Genomic DNA, 25,274 nt, shown 5'->3' on the forward strand with positions numbered 1-25,274 from the left:
TATGAATAAATTTTTTAAAGGTAAATGGTTTTACCTAATTCTTTCTCTAATTTTTGCTCTAGCTTTATTTGTTTATGTAAATGGATCTAAATTATCTTTAATTCAATCTGGTAATAGTAATTCTGATAATCAGTCAATATTATCTTCAAATAAAACTACTGAATTGACAGTTCCTTTACAGCTAAATGTTGATTCAAATAAGTATTTTGTAAGTGGATATCCAGAAAAAGTAAAAATCAAATTAAATGGACCATCAGCTTTAGTAACAACGATTTCTAATACACAAAATTTTAAAGCTTATGCAAATTTATCTGATTTGAAGCCTGGAAATCATACTGTTAAAATTCAACAAGAAGGCTTGAATAATGAAATAAAGTATAAATTTAAACCTGAAACAATTAAGGTTAATTTACAACCACGTAGAACTGTTGATTTTCCAGTAAATGCTAAGTATGATAAAAATGCAATTTCTAATGGATATAAGTTAGGTGAACCTAAAATTGATGTTAATAAAGTTAAAATAACTGGTGCAGAAGATCAAATAAATAGAGTTCAATCTGTAGTTGCAGATTTAAAACTTCCTTCTAATACAAGTAAAACAGTTAATAAGCAAAGTGTTATTGAAGCTTTAGATAAAGATGGTAGAACAGTAAATGTTGTTGTGACACCGTCAACTACTTTCGTTAATTTACCTGTAACAGCAAGTAAAAGTAAAGAAGTACCACTTGAATTGATTGGTGAAAACAATGATAATAAACTAGATTACTCATTATCAACCAACACTAAAAATGTTAGAGTTTTTGGTAATGATAATCAGTTGAGTAAAATAAATAAATTTAAAGTTAAAGTTGATCTAAAAGACATTGAAAAATCTAGAAATAAAAATGTTTATTTAGATAGTGGATTAAATAAGGTTGATATCGTAAATCCAAATTCAATTAAAGTTAATATAAATATTAATAAGAATAAGTAAAGAGGTTAATTATGAAATATTTTGGAACAGATGGAATTAGAGGAATTGCAAACCAAGATTTGAGTGTTGATTTAGCTTATCGAGCTGGACGAGCTGGTGGTTATGCTCTTACTAATCATGTTGATGCAAATCAACCTAAAGTACTTGTAGCAAGAGACACTAGAATATCTGGTGAAATGTTAGAAAATGCTTTAGTTGCAGGATTGTTATCAATTGGAATTCAAGTTGTTAGATTAGGAGTTGTTACAACACCAGGTGTTGCATATTTGGTTAGAGATCAAGGTGCTGATGCAGGAGTAATGATTACAGCTTCTCATAATCCAGTTGAGTTTAATGGGATTAAATTTTTTGGTGGTGATGGGTTTAAATTATCTGATGATATTGAAGAAGATATTGAAGAAATTTTAGAAAATCCAGTTGATGATTTACCTAAACCTTCAGCTAAAGGATTAGGAACTGCTGATGATTATACAGAAGCTAGTCAAAAATATTTACATTTTATTAGTCAAACAATTCCAGATGATTTATCTGGAATTAATGTAACTGTAGATGCTGCTAATGGAGCAACTAGTAATTTAATTTCAAGACTTTATGCGGATGTAAATACTGATTTTGAAACTATTGCCACAATGCCAGATGGTCTTAATATCAATGATCAAGTTGGATCAACTCATCCTGAAGCTTTACAGGCTACTGTTAAAGAAAATCAATCTGATTTAGGGATTGCTTTTGATGGTGATGGAGATCGTTGTATTGCAGTTGATGAGTTAGGAAACATTGTTGATGGTGATAAAATAATGTATATTTGTGGAAAATATATGTTTGAGAATGGAAAACTAAAGAAAGATACAATTGTTTCTACTGTAATGAGTAACTTAGGAATGTATAAAGCAATTGAAAGTAATGGTATGAATAGTGTTAAAACTAAAGTTGGAGATCGTTACGTTGTCGAAGAGATGAGAAAAAATGGTTTCAACTTAGGTGGAGAACAGTCAGGACATATTGTATTTTTAGATTTTAATACTACTGGTGATGGAATGTTAACATCATTACAATTAATGAATGTTATGAAACAAACTGGAAAAAAATTGTCGGAGTTAGCTAATGAAGTAGATAAATATCCACAAAGTTTAGTAAATGTTAAAATACAAGATGATTGCGATTATAGTGAAAATGATGCTATAAAAAATAAGATTAATGAAACTGAATTGTTAATGAAAGATAATGGTCGAGTTTTAGTTAGAGAATCTGGGACTGAGCCATTATTAAGAGTGATGGTTGAAGCACCTACTAAAGAAGAAAGTGATAATTATGCAAATGAAATTGCTGAGATTGTAAAAGAAGAAATTGGAATATAGAAAAAAAGGAAACCACTAAAAGTGGTTTCCTTTTTTCTATACCAGTTACGACATATTTCTTGACACAAACTTCCATTAAGTCTAATATAATAGGTGTTTACAAGATATGTAAATAAATTTGGTTGTCTATACCAATTCATGAAAACTTAAAATAAAATCAAATAAAAATTAATAAAGGTGAAAAATATGTGTGGAATTGTAGGAGTTACAGGAACTGATAATTCAGTTTCTATTTTAATTAATGGTTTAGAAAAATTAGAATACAGAGGATATGATTCAGCTGGAATTTTAGTTAATGATAGTGAAAGTAATAATCATTTAGTTAAGCAAACAGGTGACATCTCTAATTTAAAAAAATTAGTTGATAATAAAGTTAAAGGTCACTCTGGAATTGGACATACTAGATGGGCAACTCATGGAGGAGTTACAGTTGAAAATTCCCATCCTCAATTTTCAAATGATGAGAGATTCTATTTAGTTCATAATGGAGTTATTGAAAATTATAAGGAATTGAAACAAGAATATTTATCAGATGTTAACTTTAAGAGTCAAACGGATACTGAAGTAATTGTTCAACTAGTCGATAAATTTGTTGTTAAAGATGGATTAAGTACAAAAGATGCCTTTAAGAAAGCTATTAGTTTACTAGGTAATTCTTCTTATGGATTTTTATTAATTGATACAGAAGATCCTGAAACTTTATATGTTGCTAAAAATAAAAGTCCATTATTAATTGGTAAATGTGATGGATACAATGTTGTTTGTTCTGATTCAGTAGCAATGTTAAATGAAACAAAGACTTTTATGGAAATTGAGGACGGAGATTTTCTAATTGTTAAACCTAATTCAGTTTTTGTTGAAGATAAAAACGGAAAAGAGGTTACACGAGATACATTCGAAGTTGATATTGATCCAAGTGAAGCAGATAAAGGAACTTATCCAAATTACATGTTAAAAGAAGTTGATGAACAACCAAATGTAATGAGACATTTGGCTTCTAAATATCTTGATCAAGATGGAATGCCTGTTATTGATAAAAAATTGTTAGATGATATAAATAAATCAGATAGATTATATATTGTTGGTGCTGGTACTAGTTATCATGCAGGATTAGTTGGTAAAGCGTTATTTGAAAAAATGGTTAAAATACCAACAGAAGTAGTTGTTTCTTCTGAATTTGCATACGCGGATCCATTGTTACCAAATAAACCCTTCTTCATCTTTTTATCACAAAGTGGTGAAACCGCTGATAGTAGAGAAGTTTTATCAAATATTAATAAAAAGGGATATTCTAGTTTAACAATTACAAACGTTGCTAATTCAACATTATCTAGAGAAGCTACTTATACATTATTATTAGAAGCTGGTCCAGAAATTTCAGTTGCTTCTACTAAAGCTTATACTGCTCAAATAGCATTAGAAGCAATTCTTGCTAAAGCAGTTGGAATCTCAATTAATAATGAAAAAGCAAATAATTTTGATATAAAACAACAATTAGGATTAGTTGCTACTGGTATGCAAGCAGTTATTGAAGAAAAACAACAAATTGAAGAAATTGCTAATGAATACTTTGTAAAGGCTAATCGAGCATTTTATATTGGTAGAGGTATTGATTATTATGTTTCAATGGAAGCTTCACTTAAATTAAAAGAGATTTCATATGTACAAGCTGAAGGATTTGCTTCAGGAGAATTAAAGCATGGAACAATTGCATTGATTGAAGAAGGTACACCAGTTATTGGTATAATTAGTCAAGATAAAACAGCTGGATTAACAAGAAGTAATTTAGAAGAAACAGCAGCACGTGGTGCTAAAATAATTACAATTGCAAAACAAAGCATTGCAAAAGATGGTGACACTTTTATAATTCCTGATGTTGATGAATTATTAACACCATTAGTGACAGTTATTCCTGCTCAGTTATTGGCTTATTATACTAGTTTAAATAAAAACTTAAATGTTGATCGTCCTAGAAATCTAGCTAAAAGTGTTACAGTTCAATAGAAATATGTAGTAAATAGTTTAATTTTTATCTAAAGCAAATCTTCAATATTAAATTGAAGATTTGCTTTTTAGTTTATTGTCAAAAATATGGTAAAGTATATATATCGAGGTTATAAAAATGAAATTTACTAAACAAAATAATAAAAAAAATAATACTCAGAAAAAACAAGCTACTTTTGAAAAATATAAGGATCAACATAATAAGCTTAATGCAAATAAAAAAGGAATAAAAAACACAAAAAAATTTTAAATGATATTAATATCGAGGTTATCATGAAAGCAAAATATAAAATTATTTTAGTTACATCTCTTTCTTTATTATTTAGTATCAATGTTAATAAAATTTATGCAGCTAGTAATAATCAAAATTATCAAAAAAATTTTATTAATAAATTAAAAAATGATGTTATTTCTGTATCCAATAAATATAAATTGTATGGATCAATTATGATGTCTCAAGCTGCTTTGGAAAGTAGTTGGGGACAATCTCAACTAGCTATTAAAGGAAATAATTATTTTGGTGTTAAAGGTAGTTATAAAGGACAGTCTGTTTCAGTATCAACTACTGAATATAATGCAAAAGGTCAATTATATAAAACTAAAGCAAATTTTAAAAAATATCCTGACGTATATAGTTCTTTAAATGATAATGGTAATTTATTAAGAAATGGATCCAGTTGGAATCCATCTTTTTATTCTGCTACTTGGAAAGAAAACGCTAAAGATTATACGGAAGCGGCTCAGGGGTTAGTTGGAAAATATGCAACAGATCCCAATTATGCAAATAAATTAATTAAGATAATTGATACTTATAAGTTAGATGAACTTTTAGATAATAAAACTTCAAAAAAAAAGTATATTCTAAAGCAGATTTTACATCAGTAGATAGTAATCAACATGCCTATTTAAGTAGTAATTATAATAAATATCGGCTTTATAGTTCTATAAAAGGAACCAAAAAAAATATAAAAACCTATAAAATTGATAATTTAATTGGTGCAAATAATAAAGAACCAATCTATATTGATAAAAAGGGTGTTAAACAAAATAAAAAAGAAAAAACTATTTGGTATCGAGTTAGATTTAATCAGAATAAAAAATCGAAGAAGTATTGGCTTTACTCAAACGCATTAAAATTTCCTCAAATAAAGTATGAATCTGGTAATGCAACAGTTACATTAAACTATCAACATAATATAGGATTATATGATAATGTTTATAATTCTGATATTTTAGCTAGCAAAATTGGATCAACTAAAGATTTAATTAATGGTAAAAAATATAAAATAATTAATAGAGCAACATTTAATTTAGATAATCAAAAAAATAGATACTATCAATTAGAAAATAATGGTAACTATTATTGGATTAATTCAAAAGTTTTAAAATGGGATAAATATCAAATTGATGAAATGAATCGAAGATTTTCATTATCAAAAAATTATTTAAAATATTCTCTTTTTAAAAAACCATATAATACAACATTTAATAATCAAAAAATTAAATTTAGTAGTAAAGACAAAAATAAAAAGTTTGATATAATTAAAGTTGCAAAAAAACAAAATTCAAATTATTATATGTATTACTTTAAATATAATAAAAATTATTACTGGACTAATATAAAGTCCTTTAATATAAAATCAAAAAATATAAATTAGGAAGTTGAGAAATGACTGAAGATTATAAAATTAAGGTTCAAAATGTAACAAAAGAATATGATTTATTTAAGTCACAATCAGAAAAATTAAAGTCCTTTTTTTCTTTGAGTAAGAAAAAATCTGTTCCTCATTTTTGGTCTTTAATGGGTGTTTCATTCACAGTTAAACCTGGTGAAACTCTGGGATTAATTGGAGTTAATGGATCTGGTAAATCAACAATTTCAAATATAATATCAGGAATAATTCCACAAACAACAGGACAGATAGATGTTAAAGGTGAAACTTCAATTGTTGCGATTAATGCTGGGTTAAGAAAAAATTTATCTGGCCGTGAAAATATTAGAATGAAATCCTTAATGCAAGGTTTAACTAATGATCAAATTGATAATATGATGGATGATATTATTGCATTTGCTGATATTGGTGATTTCGTTGATCAACCAGTTAAAAATTATTCTTCTGGTATGAAATCAAGACTAGGATTTGCTATTGCAGTTCATATTAACCCTGATATTTTGATTATCGATGAAGCTCTATCAGTTGGTGATGATACTTTCTATCAAAAATGCGTAGATAAAATTTCTGAATTTAAAGAACAAGGTAAAACAATAATTTTTGTTTCACATTCACTAAAACAAATTAAATTGATGTGTGATCGTGTAGCTTGGATTAATTATGGGAAATTAAGAGAAATTGGTCCAACTAAAGAAGTAGTTAAAAATTATCAAGAGTTTATTAAGTGGTTTAAAGAATTAACCAAAAAAGAAAAGAAAAAATTTGAAAATAAGCAAAAAAATATCAGAAAGAATTTTGATATAAATAAATATCAAAAAGAAGTTTTAAATTCTTATGAATCTGAACATCCAGAAGATAAATCATCTAAGGATAAAGTTCATAAATTGTTTTATGGAGATGTTATTTCAGAAAAGATGTCTCTATTTTCAAAAATTTTAACTGTTTTAGTATTTGTTGGAGTTGTTATGTTTTCATGGGTTAATATTTCAGGGTATTCGACAACTGAAGTAATTAATAATCCTTCTCATTTAGTTCATCCAAGTAAAAAAATGAAGGTTCAAGATAAAGATGGTAATATTAAAATGGTTTCTCAGAAAGAATTTAAAAAAATAGAAAAAGCAGAAGAATAAAGTAATATTAAATAATTATTACAAAAGTAAACTAATTGTAAATTCATAATTTCTAATTTAATGATAGAATTTGTAAATGCAAAGAAAGGCATGTTGATTTTTGAAAAGTAATGAAACTTTAACTCTAATTGAAGAAATTACTCGATTAGATGATAGTAAGTATATTGAAATTAGTAATATTAAACAAAATGGTCGTGCCGAATTAGCTGTTGAAAAGGGATTAATTAAAAAGGTTAGAATATTACAATTAAATATTCCACGTTCGACTCATGTTATTAACTATGAAAATTATATTAATGAAAATTTTGAAATGCCTAGTGAAGATTTAACTGAATTTGAAGAATGGACTAAAAATTCAGACATGGAAAAAGAAGTTCAGTTAATTTTAAAAGAAAATAAAATTAGTTAATTATGGAGGTATTTATTTAAGTTTATGAATATTGTAAAAAGGTTATTAAAATATACAGTGATTACTTTTGGTTTGTTATCAGTAAATAATTTTGTACAAGCAGAAGATTATACTACTAGTGAATCAAATGTTCGATCTGATCAAGAAGGTAATCAAGAAAAATCTTCTAGTGAATCATCTTCTGAGAGTTTTGATTCTGAGAACGTTAACCAAAAAGAAAATCAAATGTCTAATAATTATTCCAAATCTGCAGTTAATAACTATATTTTAAAAAATGAATTAAAAGCAGCAAGTGTGACTAAAGCAATTTGGAAAGGTTTCCCTAAAGCTAATTATGCTGGTGGAAAACCTAAAGGAGTTGTGATTCACGAAACCGCTAATAATAATTCTACAATTTACAATGAAATTGCATTTATGAAACGTAATTATAATTTAGCTTTCGTTCATTCATTTGTTGATGCAAATAATGTGATTAATATTGCTGATACAAATTATTTAGCATGGGGAGCTGGTTATTTTGCTAACCAAAAATATGTTCAATTTGAACAAGTAAGAGTTCATAGTAAAAAGGCATTTGCTAAAGAAGTAAATAATGCTGCTAGTTATACTGCAAGTATTCTAAGACAGTATAATTTACCTTGTACAAATGGAAGTAAAGGACATGGGACTGTTATGTCTCATGCTGCAGTATCGAAATATCTAGGTGGTACAAATCATACTGATCCTGTAGGTTATTATTCAAGTTATGGAAGAAAATTTTTTGGTCAATCATATAATATGAATAATTTCTTTGAATTAGTTAAATATTATTACAACCAAAATGGTGATGGACTTCAAACTAATCAAAGTAATGTAAGTTCTCAAAGTCAAAAAAATAAAGCTAAGAGTTCGGTAGTTTATAGTGATCCAGAAAATAATACCTCAAAATTATCATCAATTTATAATAAATATGGTTTATATAATCATGTTCCAAATTCTGGTTATAATACAAAAAAATTTAATTGGAATTCAGTTAATGTAAATGAAGGAACCGAAGTTAAGATTGATAAAATTGGAGTAAAAAAATCAACTAAGTCAGTTTGGTATCGTGTAACATTTCCAAATGATAGTAAAAAATATTGGGTCTATTCTAAAGCGTTAGATATTGATGAAATTAATGTTAATGATTATTTATAAAAAGCTTTTAATTAAAAAATTAAAAGCTTTTTTTATAAATTAGTAATCGTTGTAACAGGTTTTATTTTAATTTGTTATAATTAAAGTATCAAAACATTGGAGGAGCTTATAATGATTGAAAAATTCTTAATTGGGACATATACAAAAAAAACATCTCAAGGTGTATATCAAATTGAATTAGATACAACGACTGAAAAATTGCAAAATAGTGAATTAGTATTAGAAGCTGGTAGTCCAACGTATGTTGCTGAATCAAAAAATAAAATTGTTTATGCTGTAGATAAAGATACAAGCAGTGAAAAAACAATGGGTGGAATACTCGTCGCTGATGGTAAAAAAGAACCATTTAATAAAATTCAATTAGATCTTGAAGAAGGTAGCGCAGCTGCATATGTCTCAGTTGATGAAAAAAGAAATCTATTATACACAGCTAATTATCATACAGCTGATGTAATCGTTTATAAGATTGAATCTGATGGAAAATTAACTGAAGTTGATCGTGTTCATGATGATGGAAAAGTCGGACCAAAAGAAGAACAACAAAATGGTGCTCATCCACATTATGCTGATATAACATATGATGGTCGTTTAGCTGTTGCGGATTTGGGATTGGATAAATTATACTTATATGATTTAGATGAATCTGGTAAATTAACTTTGGTTAGTGAATATACAACTCACCCAGGATTTGGTCCAAGACATATTAATTTTGTTCCATCAAAAGGAATTGCATATTTAGTTGGAGAATTAAGTTCTGAGGTTGAAGTGCTAGATTATAACGAAGAATCCGGTGAATTAACCACTAAACAAATCATTTCAACTATTCCAGAAGATTGGAATGAACATAATGGAAGCGCAGCTATCAGAATTTCTAATGATGAAAATTATATTTATGTTTCAAATCGTGGAAATAATTCAATTGCAGTTTTTAAAGCTGATAAAGATGGAAAACTTACTTTAATTCAAAGAATTAGTACTGAAGGAGAATTTCCAAGAGATTTTCATTTTAATTCAAATGAAAAATATTTAATTGTTGCAAATCAAAATACTGATAATGTAAGTTTATTTTCTAGAAATGAAACAAGCGGTAAATTATCATTATTACAAAAAGATTTTAAAGTTCCTGAAGGAACATGTGTAGAAATTAGAAAGTAAATTAATGTAAATTGATATCAGTTGATATCAATTTTTTATTAGGGGAGTTAGATAATGATAAAGATGATTGCTACTGATATGAATAAAACCTTTTTAGATTCTAATAATTCTTTTGATAAATCAAGATTCAATTCATTAATGGAAAAAATTAAGCAACAAAATATAAAATTTGTTGTTGCTTCAGGTGGTGGTTTTAGTAAGTTATCTGAACTATTTGGTGAAAATTCAAAATATTTAGATTTTGTTACTCAAAATGGAGCAGTAATTTATCAAAATAATCAAATTTTAAATGTTGATGATATTAAACAAAGTGATTTAGAAAAAACACTTCAATTAATTAAAAATAATTTTTCTAATGATATTAGAGGAATTATCATATCTGGAATTAAAAATAATTATGTTGATCAATCAATTGATGACAAATCTTTTAATTTATTAACAAGTTATTATAATAATATTGTAAAAGTTAATAATATTTATGATATTAATCAAGTAAAAATTGATGATAAAATTATTAAAATTGGAGTAACTTTTAATCAAAGTATTAATAATAATGTAAAAATTCAAGCAATGCGGGAAATGTTACCAGAAAAATTAAGTAGTCTAAACTCTGGATTTAATACTGAATTGATTGGTAATGAAAAAAATGATAAAAAATACGGAATTGAATGCTTATTAGATTTTTATAATATTAATAGTGATGAATTGGTTGTCTTTGGTGATAATGAAAATGATTTAGGTATGTTAGAAATGACTAAGAATAGCTATGCTATGAAAAATGGAATTGATGAAGTTAAAAAGGTTTCTAATTATGTTACTAAATATGATAATAATGAATCTGGAGTTTTAGAAACAATTGAAGATATTTTGGGATAATAGTAGGTGATGATTTAATGGAAATAGATCAAGAAAATCAAAAAATATATAAAATTTTTGAAGAAGCATCTTCTGAATTTCATGATGATAAATCAGATAATGGTAATTATAGAACTGAAAAAAATTTAATTAATGAAATTAATTATAGTGTTGAAGATTTGGAAAGAATTGATATTGATTATGATAATGCTAATATTTCTTTTCACTTAAATATGAATGATCAAGATAAAGTTGCTATTAAAGAGTATTATATTAAAAATAATGTTGAATATATTTCAAAATCTAATCTTTCAGGTGGTACTTTAAAATTAAAACAAGGCTTGATACCTAAAAAGTTATGGTTTAGTAGTAAACTGAATGTTGATATATTTGTTCCAATTAAATATTATGGAGATTTTAGAGTACGTTTAAATGAAGGACAGGTTTATTTTGATTCGATTAAAAATGTAGGAATCGTTATGCTTGAGACTAAAAATGCAACAGTTAGAGTTGATAGTTGTAATATTAATGCAATGTCAGTAATTTCTAAAAATGGTGCTGTTAATGTTCAAAATAGTATTACAAATCGGGCTTTACGAATTAAAACAAAAAAAGGAAGCATTAAATTAAATAGAATTTTTAGTGATTTATATCAAATTGAGCAAAAGTCTGGAAGAATTAGAGCAAATGGAATTTCCGGACATGGATACTTTAATGGACAAAATAGTTCTATGAAAGTTAGCTTCAATGAAGTGAATGGAAATATAATTGGAAATGTGGAAACTGGAAGTATTCATTTTGATTTTGATCCAAATTATGATTTTAATTTTGATATCTCTTGTCAAAATGGGAGTATTTCAACTCCTGAAATTGCTGAATATAAAAGAAAAGATGATCGAATTACACAAGGTACAATTGGGAGCAATCCTGAATATAGCGTTAAAGCTTACATTAAATCTGGAATCGTTAATTTGCTATAAAAAGAACCGAAATTATATTTCGGTTCTTTTTATTCAAATGGAATTTTAATAGTAGAATTATTTAAATCAATTGTATATTTGATATCGTCATTGTTGTTTATCGTCATTTCATAGTCAACAGAATAGATGATTAAAGATAAACTACGGTTAGCTGGTATCTTATAAATAGTTGGATTTAATTTAACTTTAACATCATAGTATTCGTTAGGGATAATTTCTTCTGAAATATTAGGAGCAGTTCGATTTTGTAAGTTAATGTGTGCTTTTGTAATTAGTTTGTTGCTAGTTATTTTAGAATTAATTTCAAATTCTCTTAATGTATCGTTATACCATTTGTAGCCTAATTTATATCCATTTGGTGCAATAGGAGTAGGGAATTCTTTTAATCGATTAGCATCTCCATTATCCAAAAGTGCGATACTTAGCATTCCAATATTTTTTGAACTTTTTATTCTTAAATTAACTTTTATATCACCATTAATAATTTTATCTTCTTTTAATTCAATTGTTGAAATAATACGATTGTGAGTTAAATTTTGATTATTTAAATCATAAAAATCATGTTGCCAATTTTTATAATTTACTGAATATTTATCAAATAATTCATTGCTAATTTTATTTTTAAATGAATCATACGTTGTATTTAATGAGTATGTTTCATAGTTATTTTTATTCCAATCGTTTAATTTATGCCATGTATTTGATAAAGTATTATCTTGCCAAATTACAGTTGGTAAAATATTATCAACATTGTTTTCTTTGTCATATAGTTTGTTTGAAAACCAAAGATTAATAATATCTGAATAGTCAAAAGAAGGAAATGTATTAATATTTATATGCTTTCCTTGATGTAGAATAATTTTTTTATTAATATTCATATTTTTAATCATCTGCCAAAGATTACCTGGATTTTTAGGCTTAACATTCCAATCATTGAGTCCATGAACAATCAATAAATCAGCTTTTATTTTATTAACATTGTTTAGGTAATTCCTTTTATCCCAAAATTGATTGTAGTTACCTGTTTCACGATCTTGTTGTTTTTTCATTTGATTTAAATATTTATCAAATTTCGATCTTATTTTTAAATTGTCACCAGGGACTAAACTTCTACTAAATGTTTCACCGGCTAATACATCTGCGTCTTCTCCTGGAAAGGTTTCAGGTGCAATAACTAATCCATTTTCTCGATAATAATCATACCAAGATGAAATAGCGGCTTCAGGTACAATAGTTTTTAATCCGTCAACTCCAGTTGTTGCTGCTGCGATTGCTAAAGTACCTAAGTAAGATCTACCAGTCATTGCGACATTTCCGTTACACCAGTTGGCTTTAGTTTGAATATGATTGATTCGATCAGTGAAAGCAATTCGATCACCATGAAGCCATTCAATTACAGCGATTGTACTTGCAGTTTGTTGTTCATCTCCACATGTTTGAAATCCATCTGAATCAATAGTTCCAATTCCTGCTGCATACACACTAGCATATCCTCTAACTAATAAATAATCATTTAATGAATATTTAGGCTTAATACTATGAGTTAAAGTTGCATTTTCACTAATTGATGAAGGAATTTTATTTTTAGTATTATTAATAATATTTTCTTGTTCATTAATGATTTCTTTTCCAATTGGTTTTTCAATTAATGATTTTTTAACATCATGAGTTAAATTTTCACCTAATTTTTCATTAACTCCTTGATCATAGGGACTTGCAGTATAAATAGCAGGAATCTTAAGATTAGATTTAGGACGAGTTATTTCAACCTTAATTAGATCATTTTTTCCATCCATATCAGAATCTAAATCAGTTTCAACGAAAACAGTTTCATAATAAAAATCTTTAGTAGTAAAAGTTGCTTGTGCTTTCCCATTGAAAAAGATTAATTGATTAGTTAATTCTTGTTTTTCGTAATATCCGTTAGAAGCTAATTCATCAATTAAGTTAAGACCATATTTATTATGTGTGTTTAATAATAGGTACCAAGCTTTTAATAAATCTTGTGAATTATTTAATTGATTAATCGTTTTTAGACCTAATTTATGCATACTTTCAATTGGTTTGTCAATTTCAAAATCAACATCTATTTGGAAATCTAAAAGTTGAAGGGCAATTACATAAAAAACATTAAGATTTAATTTGTGGTTATTAATTAAAAAAGACTTTAATGTATTTTTTTCATCTGCAATTATTTTATCCATTTCATACCAAAAAACATTAGTGTCGGAGAATGAGAATTTTTCTTTTCTCATTAAATCAATAAATAATTGATTTATTTCAGTTTCATCAGAGTAAAAATTTATACTTTTTAATTCTTCTTTTATATTAGAAATATTGGTTGGGACTTGAGCGAATTGATTTATTTTCATATTGTCGATTTCTCCAATCTCAATTTTTAATTATTTTAGATTAAATTTTCAAGCTCTTCTTTTAATAAATGTATAGAAAATTTGTATTTATCCAAGCTTTTGTCTATATTAATGAATTTATAGTTTTCAAACATATCATCAGAAATATCCATGCCAAAATTAACAGCTAATTTATTTACTTTTAGTGCAATTAAAGATAAGTCTAAGCTTATTCTTGCTTGTGTACCACCATGATATCCATAGCTGATAACTGAAAGTGGTTTATTTTTCCATTCGGAATATACAAAATCTATTGCATTTTTTAGAGAGGCAGGAATTCCCCAATTATATTGAGGAGTTAAAACTATAATGGCTTTATAATCGTTGATTTTATTTGACCATTTGATCGTTGATTTATTTTGATAATTGCCTTTAGCAGGTATTTCAGGTTCATCTAAATTTGGTAAATTAATATATCTTAAATCAATTAATTCTGTTTCAAATAAAGAAGAATCTAAATTACTTTTAATCCAATCTGCAATATCGAATCCGATTCTATTTTTTCTAACACTTCCGATTATGATTCCTACTTTAGGTTTATTCAATTTATTTACTCCTTATGACTAGTTATTTTATTTCTTGTTGTATATAATACTACTAAAATTAGATAAAAGGTGAGGTAATATGAGCATAGATAAAAAAGGATTATTAATTATTGATTATACAAATGATTTTGTCGATGAAAATGGCTCATTAACATTAGGTAAGCCAGCTCAACAATGTGAAGATAAAATTTTATCTTTAGCAAATCAATATTTAAAAAATGGAGATTATGTATTTTTACCAACAGATATTCATAATCAAGAAGATAATTTACATCCAGAACATGGTTTATTTCCGATTCATAATCAAAAAAAAACATGGGGAAGAGATTTTTTTGGTGAATTAAAAAATTGGTATCAAGAAAATAAAGATAATAAATTAGTTATTATGATTGATAAAACTAGATATAGTTCATTTGCAGGTACTAATTTAGATATTTTATTGCGAGAAAGAAATATTAAAGAATTATGTTTAACTGGAGTAGCAACTGATATTTGTTTATTACATACTGCAATTGATGCATATAATTTAAATTATCAATTAGAGTTTTATGAAGATGCTATGTCAGGGTTTAGTAAAGAAAATGAAATTTTTGCTAAAAATCATTTTAAAACTACTTTGAATGCAAAAATTAATTAAAAAAAGATTGACTAATTTTAATTAAAAATGTATTGTTTTAGATAATATAAAAAAGGAGGTCATTTAAAATGTTATTGAATATTAATTATTTTATTAATAATGAGTTATTACGACAAAGCCGACGTGGATTTACATTAACTACCAGGGCTGTGTTCATTAACTGTATTCAATAATATCGATTGAATGATCACGAAAAATTGATTATTCATAGCTATTAATTAGACAGATTTACCTTGGTAAACTTTAATTATTAGTTATGAATATAAATAAGTAATTAATAATTTTGTTTACACTCAAGGTGAATTTTTATTACTAAAAGTCTAAGTTGATACTGTTCTTTATGAAGACAGGATTAACTTAGGCTTTTTTATTTAAATTATTTGGAGGAAAAATTATGAATGAAAATAAAGTTGTTTTAGCATATTCTGGAGGATTAGATACATCAGTTGCAATTGCTTGGTTAAAAGATAAAGGTTATGACGTGATTGCTTGTTGTATTAATGTTGGTGAAGGTAAAAATTTAACTGAAATTAAAGATAAAGCGATTAAAACAGGTGCAATCAAAGCATATTCATTAGATACTTTAGATGAATTTGCAAATGATTTCTTATCATATACATTAAAAGCAAATGCAACATATGAAAATTCATATCCATTAATTTCAGCATTATCACGTCCATTAATTAGTAAAAAATTAGTTGAAATCGCACATCAAAATAATGCTCAATACATAGCTCATGGTTGTACTGGGAAAGGAAATGATCAAGTTCGTTTTGAAGTAGCAATTAACTCCCTTGACCCAATGATTAATGTATTAAGTCCTGTTAGAGATTGGCATTGGTCTAGAGAGGAAGAAATTAAATTTGCTAAAGATCATCAAATTGAAATTCCAATTAATTTAGATTCCCCATATTCAATTGATGAAAATATCTGGGGTCGTGCAAATGAGTGTGGGGTATTAGAGGATCCTTGGAATGAAGCCCCAGAAGATGCATTTGCTAACACTAAATCAATTGAAGATGCAAAATATAATGCAGATATTGTTGAAATTGAATTTAAAAATGGAATTCCAATTAAATTAAATGATAATAGTGATTCTTTTAAAAATATTATTGAACAATTAAATATACTTGGAGGACAACATGGAATTGGCAGAATTGATCATATTGAAAATCGTTTAGTTGGAATAAAATCAAGAGAAGTATATGAAGCACCAGGTGCAATGATTTTATTAAAAGCTCATGAAGAATTAGAAAATTTAACTTTAGAAAAAGATCTAGGTCACTTTAAAACATCAATTGAAAATAAATTTAGTGAATTAATTTATAACGGGTTATGGTTTTCACCATTAATGAAATCATTGAAGTCATTTATTGATGATAGCCAACAATATGTAAATGGAGTTATCAAATTAAAATTATATAAGGGTAATATTTGGGTACTAGGTCGTAAATCAGATAATTCTCTTTATGATGAAAACTTAGCTACTTATACCAGTTCTGATTCATTTGATCAAGAAGCATCCAAAGGATTCATTAAAATTTGGGGATTACCATCTCAAGTATCAAAACAAGTTGAACAAAAAATAAAAGAAAAGAACTTTTTAAAATCATTAAATCAACAACCATCTAAGGTTAAAGTAGAAAGTGAAAAGGGTGAATTTTATGGCAAACAATAAATTATGGGGTGGACGTTTTAAAGGACAAAGTAGTCATGAAATGGATGAATTTGCTTCTTCAATTCAATTTGATTATTTAATGTTCAATGAAGATATTCAAGGTTCATTAGCTCACGCCAAAATGTTAGGAGAAAAAAAGATAGTTAGTCCAAAAGATTATGAATTGATTAGAGATGGATTATTATCTATTCAAGCGGATTATCAAAATGGATCATTACAATTTGATTTAGCCAATGAAGATATTCATATGAATATTGAAAAGATTTTAACTGATAAAATCGGTAAAGTAGCAGGTAAATTACATACTGCTCGTTCTAGAAATGATCAAGTAGCAACCAATTTTCATTTATATTTAAAAAGCAAATTATTGAATGTGGATAAATTATTAGATAACTTAAAAGATGTCTTATTAAAATTAGCTAACGATAATATTGAAACAATTATGCCAGGATATACACATTTACAACATGCACAACCAATTTCATTTGGTCATCATTTATTAGCTTATTATGAAATGTTTAATCGAGATCAAGAGAGATTTACATTTAATTTAAAGCATACTGATATTTCTCCTTTAGGAGCTGGGGCAATGGCAGGGACAACTTTTCCAATTGATCTTTTTTTGACGGCTAAAGAATTAGGTTTTTCTAAAGTGTATAATAATTCAATTGATGCCGTTTCTGATCGTGATTTTGCCTTAGAATTTTTGAGTAATGCTTCAATCTTGATGATGCATTTATCGAGATTCTGTGAAGAACTTAGTCTTTGGATGAGTTATGAATTTCAATTTATTGAATTGAGTGATACTTATACAACGGGAAGTTCAATTATGCCTCAGAAAAAAAATCCAGATTTAGTTGAATTGATTAGAGGAAAAACAGGTCGTACTTATGGTGATTTAAATATGTTATTGGTTGTGATGAAAGGACTTCCACTAGCTTATAACAAAGATTTGCAAGAAGATAAAGAAGGAGTCTTTGATACAGTTAAGACAGTTGAATCATCTTTAAAATTATTTACTGAAATGATAAGTACAATGAAGGTTAATAAAACTAGAATGTATCAATCAACTTTAAAAGATTTTTCAAACGCTACTGAATTGGCTGATTATCTTGCTGGTAAAGGAATGCCATTTAGGGATGCACATCAATTAGTTGGTAATTTAGTTTATGAATGTATTCAAAAAAATGTATCTTTACAAAATTTACCAATTGATTATTTAAAAAATAAATCAGATTTAATTACAGAAGATGTTTATGATATTTTAAAATCTGAGGCAGCTGTGTCAAGACGTAATTCATATGGTGGAACGGGATTTGAGCAAGTTAAAAAACAAATTCAAAATAAAAAGAAGTAGCATCGCTACTTCTTTTTATTTATGCTTTTTCTAGCCTTATCTGTAAAATCTTTAGCATTATCAATTGTTTTATCGGTAATGTCTTTAGTTTTATCTTTAGTTTTTCCAGCAAAGTCACTAATAAAATCTTTTGCTTTTCCACCAAATTCCTTAGTGTTATCAATTGTTTTATCAGTAAAATTTTTAGTATTTTCTTTAGCTTTACCAAAATCTTCTTTTGCTTTATCAGTAAACTCTTCTTTAGAAAAATTATCTTTCAAATCTTTTGCTTTATTTAAAAATTTATCTTTTTGTTCTTCAAAACTCATAATAAAACCTCCAATTCATAATAATTACATTATATATTTAAATAAATTTATTTACCAAAATTATGATTTAAATATTTAGAATCTTTATGATGATAATCATTGAAATTATGAAAATAAGATTAATAAAAGAAAAGTAAATTATAAATTTAATAATATGTTTATTTTTGTCATAAATAATGATTTGTTTAAGAGCTAATAAATTAGCTAACGATGCTATCAGAGTTCCAAGGCCACCGATTGTAACTGATTGGTATAGTAATTCATAATTGTTAGTAAAATTTGAAAGCAAAATAGTAGTTGGAACATTACTGATGACCTGACATAATAACAACCCAGTAGTTTTTAATGCTTGATTAGATGTAATTAAATTCTCTAATAAATGTGAAATTAAATTACTATTAGTTAAATTACTGATGGCAATAAAAAATAAGATAAAAGTAACGATTAGCCGATAATCAATTTTTTTGAATATTTTGTAATTAATAGTTGAGCTAATTAAAATTGTAAATAATAAACTAAATAAAATAGGAATAATTTTAAAAATGCCTAGTAATACAATTAATAAAGTAATTAAACTTAAAAATATTTTTGAATATTTGATTTGGTAGATATTTTTTTCTATGGGTTTAAATTTATTTTGCTTAATTGTAGTAATTGAAATAATTATTAAAATAAAGCTAATTATTCCAATTGGAATCGATATTTTTAAAAAATTTTGAATAGTTAAATTGTATTTTGAAATTAAAAATATATTTTGAGGGTTACCAAAAGGAGTAATTGAACTTCCAAGATTTGCTGCAATTATAATTAGAGTAACGGGGAAATAATATTTAATACCTATTTGATTAAATATTTTAATTGCAATTGGAATGATAACTAAAATAGAAACATCATTTGTTAAAATCATTGATCCAAAGAATGAAAGTGTAATTAATAATAAACTTAAGATTTTCGTGTTGGAAGCATGATTTGATATTCTAATGCTTAAATTATTAAGTATTTGAGTTTCACTAAGTAGTTCTACGCAAATTAATAAAGATGTTAATGAAATAATGGTATGCCAATCAATTGATGAAATGGCCGGAGTTCCAAAAAATAAAGTTAAACAAGTGATAATAAGAGTAAACAGTAAAATTTTATCGTTATATAAATATTTAAATAATTTCATAAAAAAGTCCTTCTTTTAGTTGCATATGCAACTATTTTTTATTAATATAAATAAGTGGAGGATTACAATGACATATAAATCAATAAGACAAATCGGAAGTATTTATCGAAGTTTAGAATATATTAGTAATGTTGAATTTAAACAATTTGGTTTAAATAATAATCAATATGTATATTTAGTTAGAATAGGTGAAAAGCCTGGAATTATTAGCAACGAGTTATCTAAATTAATTAAGGTTGATAAAACGACGGTATCCAGAAATATTAAAAGATTAATTGAAATGAAATTCATTACAAGAGTTGATGCTGATGATAATCGAAAAGAGAAAAAATTATTTTTAACAGAAAATGGGAGAGTAGTTTTTAATCGAATTATTTCAGAACATGAATATTCAAACCAAAAGATGCTTTCAGGATTAAATGATGATGAAATTAAAACATTTAATCAATTATTACAAAAAGTAGAAAATAATACAGATCAAGAATGGGAGAATGTTAAAAATGGAAAAGAAAGAAAATATTAGCTTTAAAGCAATGACAAATGATGATTTGAAAGCATTACAAGAAATGAGCATTATCACTTTTACGGATACTTATGGTAGTCAAAATACTAAAGAAGATTTAGATGATTTTTTAACTAATGCTTATTCGACTGAAAAATTACAATCAGAGCTTAATAACAAAGATAGCTTTTTTTATTTCGGTTTATTAAATGACGAAATTGCAGGATATTTAAAATTAAATGTGAATGAAGCACAATCTGAAGCAATGGGGAATAATACTTTAGAGGTTGAAAGAATCTATGTTTTACCAGAATTTAAGGGGCGAGGATTAGGTAGAAAATTTTTAGAAAAATCTTTTGATAAAGCTAATCAATTAGGAAAAACTAAAATTTGGTTAGGTGTCTGGGAGAAAAATTATCCAGCTTTAAAATTTTATCAACACTTTGATTTTGTAGAAACAAGTTCTCATTTTTTTACAGTTGGTGATGATCAACAAACTGATCTAATTATGACTAAAGAATTATAAACTATTATGATATTATTTGTAATACTAAAATAATTAAATTAATGAGGTTATTTAAATGTTAAACCATAAGCCAAAATTATCATTAGAAATTATGCCAGATATTAATTTTTCTAATCAAATTCTTTTTAATAAAATTCAAGAAATAAATCCAGAATTTATTTCAATTGCTAGAGGATTTGATGGATCAAATAATATTAACGAATTAATTGATTTTTGTGATGAATTACAAAATGATTATAATTTTAAAGTTTGTACTCATATTATTGGGAGATATTTAAAAAGAGGTACTGTAAAAAATATTTTACAGCAGTTAAATGAAATTAATGTTTCTAAAATTTTATTATTGCGTGGTGATATAAAAGATAATCAAATAAATTTAGGTGATTTTAATTATGCTGATGAATTAATTTCATATACGAAAAAAATTAATTATACATTCGAAATTATTGCTGCTTGTTATCCAGAAAAACATCCTGAATCAAGTAGTTTAAATGAAGATATTAATCATTTAAAAAATAAAATTAATCAAGGTGTAAATGAGTTAATAACTCAATTTTTATTTGATAATAATCAACTTTTTTATTTTACTAATAAGTTAAAAGAAAATGATATTGATATACCTATAATTGTTGGTATTATGCCAATTATTAGTTATCAACAATTAGATAATATGTTATCTTTTAATCAAGTTTCTTTACCTAAAAATTTAAGAATTGAATTAGAAAAAGCTAAAAATAATCCTGAAAAAATTAAAGAAATTGGAATTAATTATGCGATTAATCAAATAATTAATTTAATTGAAAATGGATTCAAAAATATTCATCTTTATACAATGAATAATGATAAAGTTTTAAATGAGATTTGGAATGGAATAAAAAAATATTTTTAAAAACTATTGACAAAAATATTTAAAAGGAATAATATTCATCTCAACATATTTATTGAAAATTGTGATGAAGAGATGAGTAATAAATTGCAAGTATTACAGAAAGCCGCTGTTGTTGAGATGTGGTATACAAACAATTCATGAAAATGGTCTTGGAGCAATCTTAAACAGTGAGTTTTTATAAATAAGCTGTTTGCGACTAACAACCGTTATCCTGTTTGAGTATAGCTAGCATTGTGTACTTAATAAGGATTGATGGATAATAGTCAATCAAATTAGGGTGGTACCGCGTACCTACTTTTACTTTACGCCCCTAGATAAACTTTATGTTTATCTAGGGGCTTTTTTTTATCCATTTTTAATAAATTAATAAATTTAAGGAGAGTTATTATGACAAAAACAATTATTGGATTTCCAAGAATCGGTGAAAATAGGGAGTTAAAATTTGCTATCGAAAATTATTGGAAAAATAAAATCACAGAAAGTGAACTTATTGAAAAAGCACATGAAATTAAGGTAAAACATTGGACACAACAAAAGACAAGAGGAATTGATTTAATTCCAGTTGGAGATTTTTCTTTATTTGATAATTTACTTGATATTTCATTCAAACGCTTTAAACATAATTCCCAAACGTTATAAAGATTTAAACTTATCTAAATTAGATGAATATTTTGCTCAAGCAAGAGGTTATCAAGATGACAATCAAACAGTGAGAGCATTACCAATGAAAAAATGGTTCAATACAAATTATCATTATATTGTTCCTGAATTCAGTAAAGAAACAAAAATTGAAATAACCGGTAAAAAAATAATTAAAGAAATCGATGAAGCAAATGAACTAGGAATTAATTCTAAGGCTGTTTTAATTGGTCCTTATACTTTATTAAAACTATCTAGATTTATTGATGGTGCTAAACCAGAAGAATTCATTAATGATCTAGTTAGTGCATATAAAAACTTATTGAGTGAAATTAAAGATAAGAATGTAACAAGAATTCAAATAGATGAACCTGCATTATCATTTGATTTAACTGAATCAGATAAATCAATTTTTAATCAAATTTATGATGATTTATTAAATAATCATAAAAATATAATTTTACAAACTTATTTTGGTGATATTAGAGATATTTATCAAGACGTTATCAAAAAACCGTTTGCTGGGGTTGGTTTAGATTTTAATGAAGGACAATATAATTATGAATTAATTAAAAAATATTGGTTTCCCGAAGATAAAGAATTATATGCCGGAGTTATTAATGGAAAAAATATTTGGATAAATAACTATGAAAAAACTATTAACAATTTAAAATCACTTCCAGAAAATATTGATATTATTTTTAATACATCATGTTCATTACTTCATGTTCCATATTCTTCAAGAAATGAAAATGTATTAGATGCTGATGTAAAACAACACTTATCTTTTGCTATTGAGAAATTGGATGAATTAAATGATTTAGATCAAATTTTTAATCATAATAATCAGTCATCTTTAAAAAATAATCAAAAATTATTTAAAGAAATTAAACATCCTGAAAATGATAATGTACGAGATCGAATCAGTAATTTAAGTGGAAAAGATTACACAAGATTACCAGTTAGAAGTGAGCGTGAGGCTATCCAAAAAGACAAATTTAAATTACCACTATTGCCAACTACAACAATTGGATCTTTTCCACAAACTAATGATGTAAGAGTTAATCGTCGTAAATTTAAAAATAATCAAATTACTCAAGATGAGTATGATAATTTTAACAAGAAAAAAATTGAAAGAATTATAAAAATACAAGAAGAATTAGATTTAGATGTTTTAGTTCATGGTGAGTACGAAAGAAATGACATGGTTGAGTATTTTGGTGAAAAATTAGATGGATTTATCTTTACGCAAAATGGATGGGTACAATCTTATGGAACAAGAGGCGTTAAACCTCCACTAATCTGGGGAGATGTTAGCCGTAATGAACCAATTACTTTAGATAGTTCTGTCTATGCCAATAATTTAACTAAAAAGTTAGTTAAAGGAATGTTAACTGGACCTGTCACAATTTTTAATTGGTCATTTCCAAGAGAAGATATTAAAAGAGAAGAAACCGTTTCACAAATTTCTTTAGCACTTCAAGATGAAGTATTAGATCTTGAAGCAAATGGAATTAAAATTATTCAAATTGATGAACCAGCCTTAAGAGAAAATCTACCTTTAAGAAAAACTGATTGGTTTAGTAAATATCTTGATTGGGCAATTCCAGCATTTAGATTAGTGCATAGTAAAGTCCAACCAGATACTCAAATTCATACACATATGTGTTATAGCGAATTTGGTGATATTTTAAATGCAATCGATGATTTAGATGCTGATGTGATTTCATTTGAAGCATCAAGAGCTGATTTTACCTTAATTAATCAATTGATTGAAGATAAATTTGAAACTGAGGTTGGACCTGGAGTATATGATATTCATTCTCCAAGAATTCCAACTGAAAAAGAAATTGAACAATTAATTGAAAAATTAGTAAGTAAATTACCAACAGGTAAAATTTGGATTAATCCAGATTGTGGATTAAAAACTAGATCAGAGGAAGAATCATTTGAAAGTTTGAGAAATATCGTTGATGCTACCAAAAAAGTTAGGAGTGAATTGCATGGAAATTAACGATTTATTCAAAGAAAAAACTGTTTTTTCTTTGGAAGTATTCCCACCATCTAAAACTAACTCAATTAATTCAATTATTAAAACTTTAGAAGGATTGAAAGATTTAAAACCTGATTTTATTTCTGTGACTTTAGGTTCAGGTGGAGTTAGAAAAGACGAAAAAACAATTGCCGTGGCAGATATTATTCAAAATCATTTAAATATTCCAGCAATTGCACATGTCCCAGGATTATATAAAAGTCGTAATGAAGTTGATAGTATTATTCAAAATTTAAATAGAATTAATGTTAAAAGTATTCTTGCTTTAAGAGGAGATCGAATGGACTCTTTAGAACCAAAAGGAGATTTTTTTCACGCTAATGAATTAATTAGATATGTGCATAAAAGATATCCTGATTTTGATATTTCAAGTGCTTGTTATCCTGAATGTCATCAAGAATCTACTGGATTTGTTGAAGATATTAACAATTTAAAATTAAAAATTAATGCAGGAAGTAACCATTTAATTAGTCAATTATTTTTTGATAATCAACATTTTTATGATTTTCAAGAGAAATTAAAATTATCAGGAATAAATGTACCTTTAGAAGCAGGTATTATGCCATGTATTAATAAAAAGCAAATTGAAAAAATAGCTGAAGTCTCAGGTGTTCCAGTTCCAGAGAAGTTTCAAAATATGTTAAAAAAATATGAAAATAATAAAGAAGCATTAAAAGAAGCAGGAATTGCATACGCAGTAGATCAAATTATTGATTTGTTAGCTCATGGAGTTGATGGAATACATTTATATACAATGAATAATCCTGATGTTGCAAGACGTATCTGGGATGCAACAAAATATGCTTTTAAGGCAAATCAAGTGCAAAAAGTTAAATAAATTTTAGGAG

At 26.2% G+C, this 25,274-nt stretch carries 22 protein-coding genes, 1 pseudogene and 1 other annotated feature; of the genes and pseudogenes, 19 read left to right on the forward strand and 4 right to left on the reverse strand.

The window, feature by feature from the left end; genetic code table 11:
• Nucleotide 1 precedes the first annotated feature (1 nt).
• The 11 genes from GSH19_RS06135 to GSH19_RS06180 all read left to right on the forward strand — a co-directional run bounded on the left by GSH19_RS06135 (nt 2) and on the right by GSH19_RS06180 (nt 11,713).
• A complete protein-coding gene (locus GSH19_RS06135) occupies nt 2–973 on the forward strand; it encodes a YbbR-like domain-containing protein (RefSeq protein WP_237027214.1) in 972 nt (323 codons plus the stop codon).
• Nucleotides 974–984: 11 nt separating this feature from the next.
• Complete coding sequence (gene glmM, locus GSH19_RS06140; RefSeq protein WP_255700270.1) at nt 985–2,331, forward strand: phosphoglucosamine mutase; 1,347 nt, start codon at nt 985–987, stop codon at nt 2,329–2,331.
• Between the two features lie 186 nt (nt 2,332–2,517).
• The gene (glmS, locus tag GSH19_RS06145; protein ID WP_237027215.1) at nt 2,518–4,335 is read left to right on the forward strand and encodes a glutamine--fructose-6-phosphate transaminase (isomerizing); all 1,818 of its coding nucleotides are present in this window, start codon (nt 2,518–2,520) and stop codon (nt 4,333–4,335) included.
• A gap of 118 nt (nt 4,336–4,453) precedes the next feature.
• Nucleotides 4,454–4,585, forward strand: coding sequence for a hypothetical protein (locus GSH19_RS07220; RefSeq protein WP_255700271.1), 132 nt, complete (start codon nt 4,454–4,456; stop codon nt 4,583–4,585).
• Nucleotides 4,586–4,608: 23 nt separating this feature from the next.
• The gene (locus tag GSH19_RS06150) at nt 4,609–5,220 is read left to right on the forward strand and encodes a glycoside hydrolase family 73 protein (protein ID WP_237027216.1); all 612 of its coding nucleotides are present in this window, start codon (nt 4,609–4,611) and stop codon (nt 5,218–5,220) included.
• A gap of 784 nt (nt 5,221–6,004) precedes the next feature.
• A complete protein-coding gene (locus tag GSH19_RS06155; RefSeq protein WP_237027217.1) occupies nt 6,005–7,138 on the forward strand; it encodes an ABC transporter ATP-binding protein in 1,134 nt (377 codons plus the stop codon).
• A gap of 100 nt (nt 7,139–7,238) precedes the next feature.
• On the forward strand, nt 7,239–7,547 hold the full coding sequence (locus tag GSH19_RS06160; RefSeq protein WP_237027218.1) for a hypothetical protein: 309 nt from the start codon (nt 7,239–7,241) through the stop codon (nt 7,545–7,547).
• Nucleotides 7,548–7,571: 24 nt separating this feature from the next.
• Nucleotides 7,572–8,723, forward strand: coding sequence for an N-acetylmuramoyl-L-alanine amidase family protein (locus GSH19_RS06165; protein ID WP_237027219.1), 1,152 nt, complete (start codon nt 7,572–7,574; stop codon nt 8,721–8,723).
• 111 nt (nt 8,724–8,834) lie between these two features.
• Entirely contained in the window at nt 8,835–9,878 is a 1,044-nt protein-coding gene (locus GSH19_RS06170) for a lactonase family protein (protein ID WP_237027220.1), read from the forward strand.
• A gap of 54 nt (nt 9,879–9,932) precedes the next feature.
• Entirely contained in the window at nt 9,933–10,754 is an 822-nt protein-coding gene (locus GSH19_RS06175; protein ID WP_237027221.1) for an HAD-IIB family hydrolase, read from the forward strand.
• Nucleotides 10,755–10,771: 17 nt separating this feature from the next.
• Complete coding sequence (locus GSH19_RS06180; RefSeq protein WP_237027222.1) at nt 10,772–11,713, forward strand: DUF4097 family beta strand repeat-containing protein; 942 nt, start codon at nt 10,772–10,774, stop codon at nt 11,711–11,713.
• A gap of 29 nt (nt 11,714–11,742) precedes the next feature.
• Here the strand turns inward: GSH19_RS06180 and GSH19_RS06185 are convergent, their stop codons facing one another.
• Together GSH19_RS06185 and GSH19_RS06190 are read right to left on the reverse strand one after the other, a co-directional pair.
• Nucleotides 11,743–14,085, reverse strand: coding sequence for a Xaa-Pro dipeptidyl-peptidase (locus GSH19_RS06185; RefSeq protein WP_237027223.1), 2,343 nt, complete (start codon nt 14,083–14,085; stop codon nt 11,743–11,745).
• Between the two features lie 35 nt (nt 14,086–14,120).
• Entirely contained in the window at nt 14,121–14,669 is a 549-nt protein-coding gene (locus GSH19_RS06190; RefSeq protein WP_237027224.1) for an NADPH-dependent FMN reductase, read from the reverse strand.
• An 85-nt stretch (nt 14,670–14,754) separates the two neighbouring features.
• On the opposite strand from GSH19_RS06190, the gene GSH19_RS06195 reads away from it, so the two are divergent.
• The 3 genes from GSH19_RS06195 (at nt 14,755) to argH (ending at nt 18,341) form a co-directional block, all read left to right on the forward strand.
• Nucleotides 14,755–15,306, forward strand: coding sequence for an isochorismatase family cysteine hydrolase (locus tag GSH19_RS06195; protein ID WP_237027344.1), 552 nt, complete (start codon nt 14,755–14,757; stop codon nt 15,304–15,306).
• Between the two features lie 394 nt (nt 15,307–15,700).
• Entirely contained in the window at nt 15,701–16,984 is a 1,284-nt protein-coding gene (locus tag GSH19_RS06200) for an argininosuccinate synthase (RefSeq protein ID WP_237027225.1), read from the forward strand.
• Nucleotides 16,971–18,341, forward strand: a complete 1,371-nt coding sequence (gene argH, locus GSH19_RS06205) for an argininosuccinate lyase (RefSeq protein WP_237027226.1) — start codon at nt 16,971–16,973, stop codon at nt 18,339–18,341. Before GSH19_RS06200 ends, argH begins: the two co-directional genes overlap by 14 nt.
• A gap of 5 nt (nt 18,342–18,346) precedes the next feature.
• On the opposite strand, the gene GSH19_RS06210 is transcribed toward argH, so the two are convergent.
• Both GSH19_RS06210 and GSH19_RS06215 read right to left on the reverse strand, forming a co-directional pair.
• Nucleotides 18,347–18,649 carry a hypothetical protein gene (locus tag GSH19_RS06210; RefSeq protein WP_237027227.1) on the reverse strand — a complete coding sequence of 101 codons (303 nt, stop codon included), beginning with the start codon at nt 18,647–18,649 and terminating at the stop codon, nt 18,347–18,349.
• A 67-nt stretch (nt 18,650–18,716) separates the two neighbouring features.
• A complete protein-coding gene (locus GSH19_RS06215) occupies nt 18,717–19,817 on the reverse strand; it encodes an SLC13 family permease (RefSeq protein WP_237027228.1) in 1,101 nt (366 codons plus the stop codon).
• A 67-nt stretch (nt 19,818–19,884) separates the two neighbouring features.
• Between GSH19_RS06215 and GSH19_RS06220 the strand changes: the two genes are divergently transcribed.
• The 5 genes and pseudogenes from GSH19_RS06220 (at nt 19,885) to metF (ending at nt 25,264) form a co-directional block, all read left to right on the forward strand.
• Nucleotides 19,885–20,340 (forward strand): MarR family winged helix-turn-helix transcriptional regulator, encoded by a 456-nt coding sequence (locus GSH19_RS06220; protein WP_237027229.1) that lies wholly within the window; start codon nt 19,885–19,887, stop codon nt 20,338–20,340.
• Nucleotides 20,318–20,845, forward strand: a complete 528-nt coding sequence (locus tag GSH19_RS06225) for a GNAT family N-acetyltransferase (protein WP_237027230.1) — start codon at nt 20,318–20,320, stop codon at nt 20,843–20,845. The genes GSH19_RS06220 and GSH19_RS06225 overlap by 23 nt, the downstream gene beginning before the upstream one ends.
• A gap of 55 nt (nt 20,846–20,900) precedes the next feature.
• Nucleotides 20,901–21,734, forward strand: coding sequence for a methylenetetrahydrofolate reductase (locus tag GSH19_RS06230; RefSeq protein ID WP_237027231.1), 834 nt, complete (start codon nt 20,901–20,903; stop codon nt 21,732–21,734).
• A gap of 55 nt (nt 21,735–21,789) precedes the next feature.
• Nucleotides 21,790–22,049 (forward strand) — a binding site (T-box leader).
• A gap of 72 nt (nt 22,050–22,121) precedes the next feature.
• Nucleotides 22,122–24,387 (forward strand): annotated as a pseudogene (gene metE, locus GSH19_RS06235) (5-methyltetrahydropteroyltriglutamate--homocysteine S-methyltransferase).
• Entirely contained in the window at nt 24,377–25,264 is an 888-nt protein-coding gene (gene metF / locus GSH19_RS06240; RefSeq protein ID WP_237027232.1) for a methylenetetrahydrofolate reductase [NAD(P)H], read from the forward strand. Before metE ends, metF begins: the two are co-directional and overlap by 11 nt.
• Nucleotides 25,265–25,274 lie beyond the last annotated feature (10 nt).

The sequence above is a fragment of the Lactobacillus sp. S2-2 genome, from assembly GCF_021698855.1.
Classification (GTDB): Bacteria; Bacillota; Bacilli; order Lactobacillales; family Lactobacillaceae; genus Fructilactobacillus.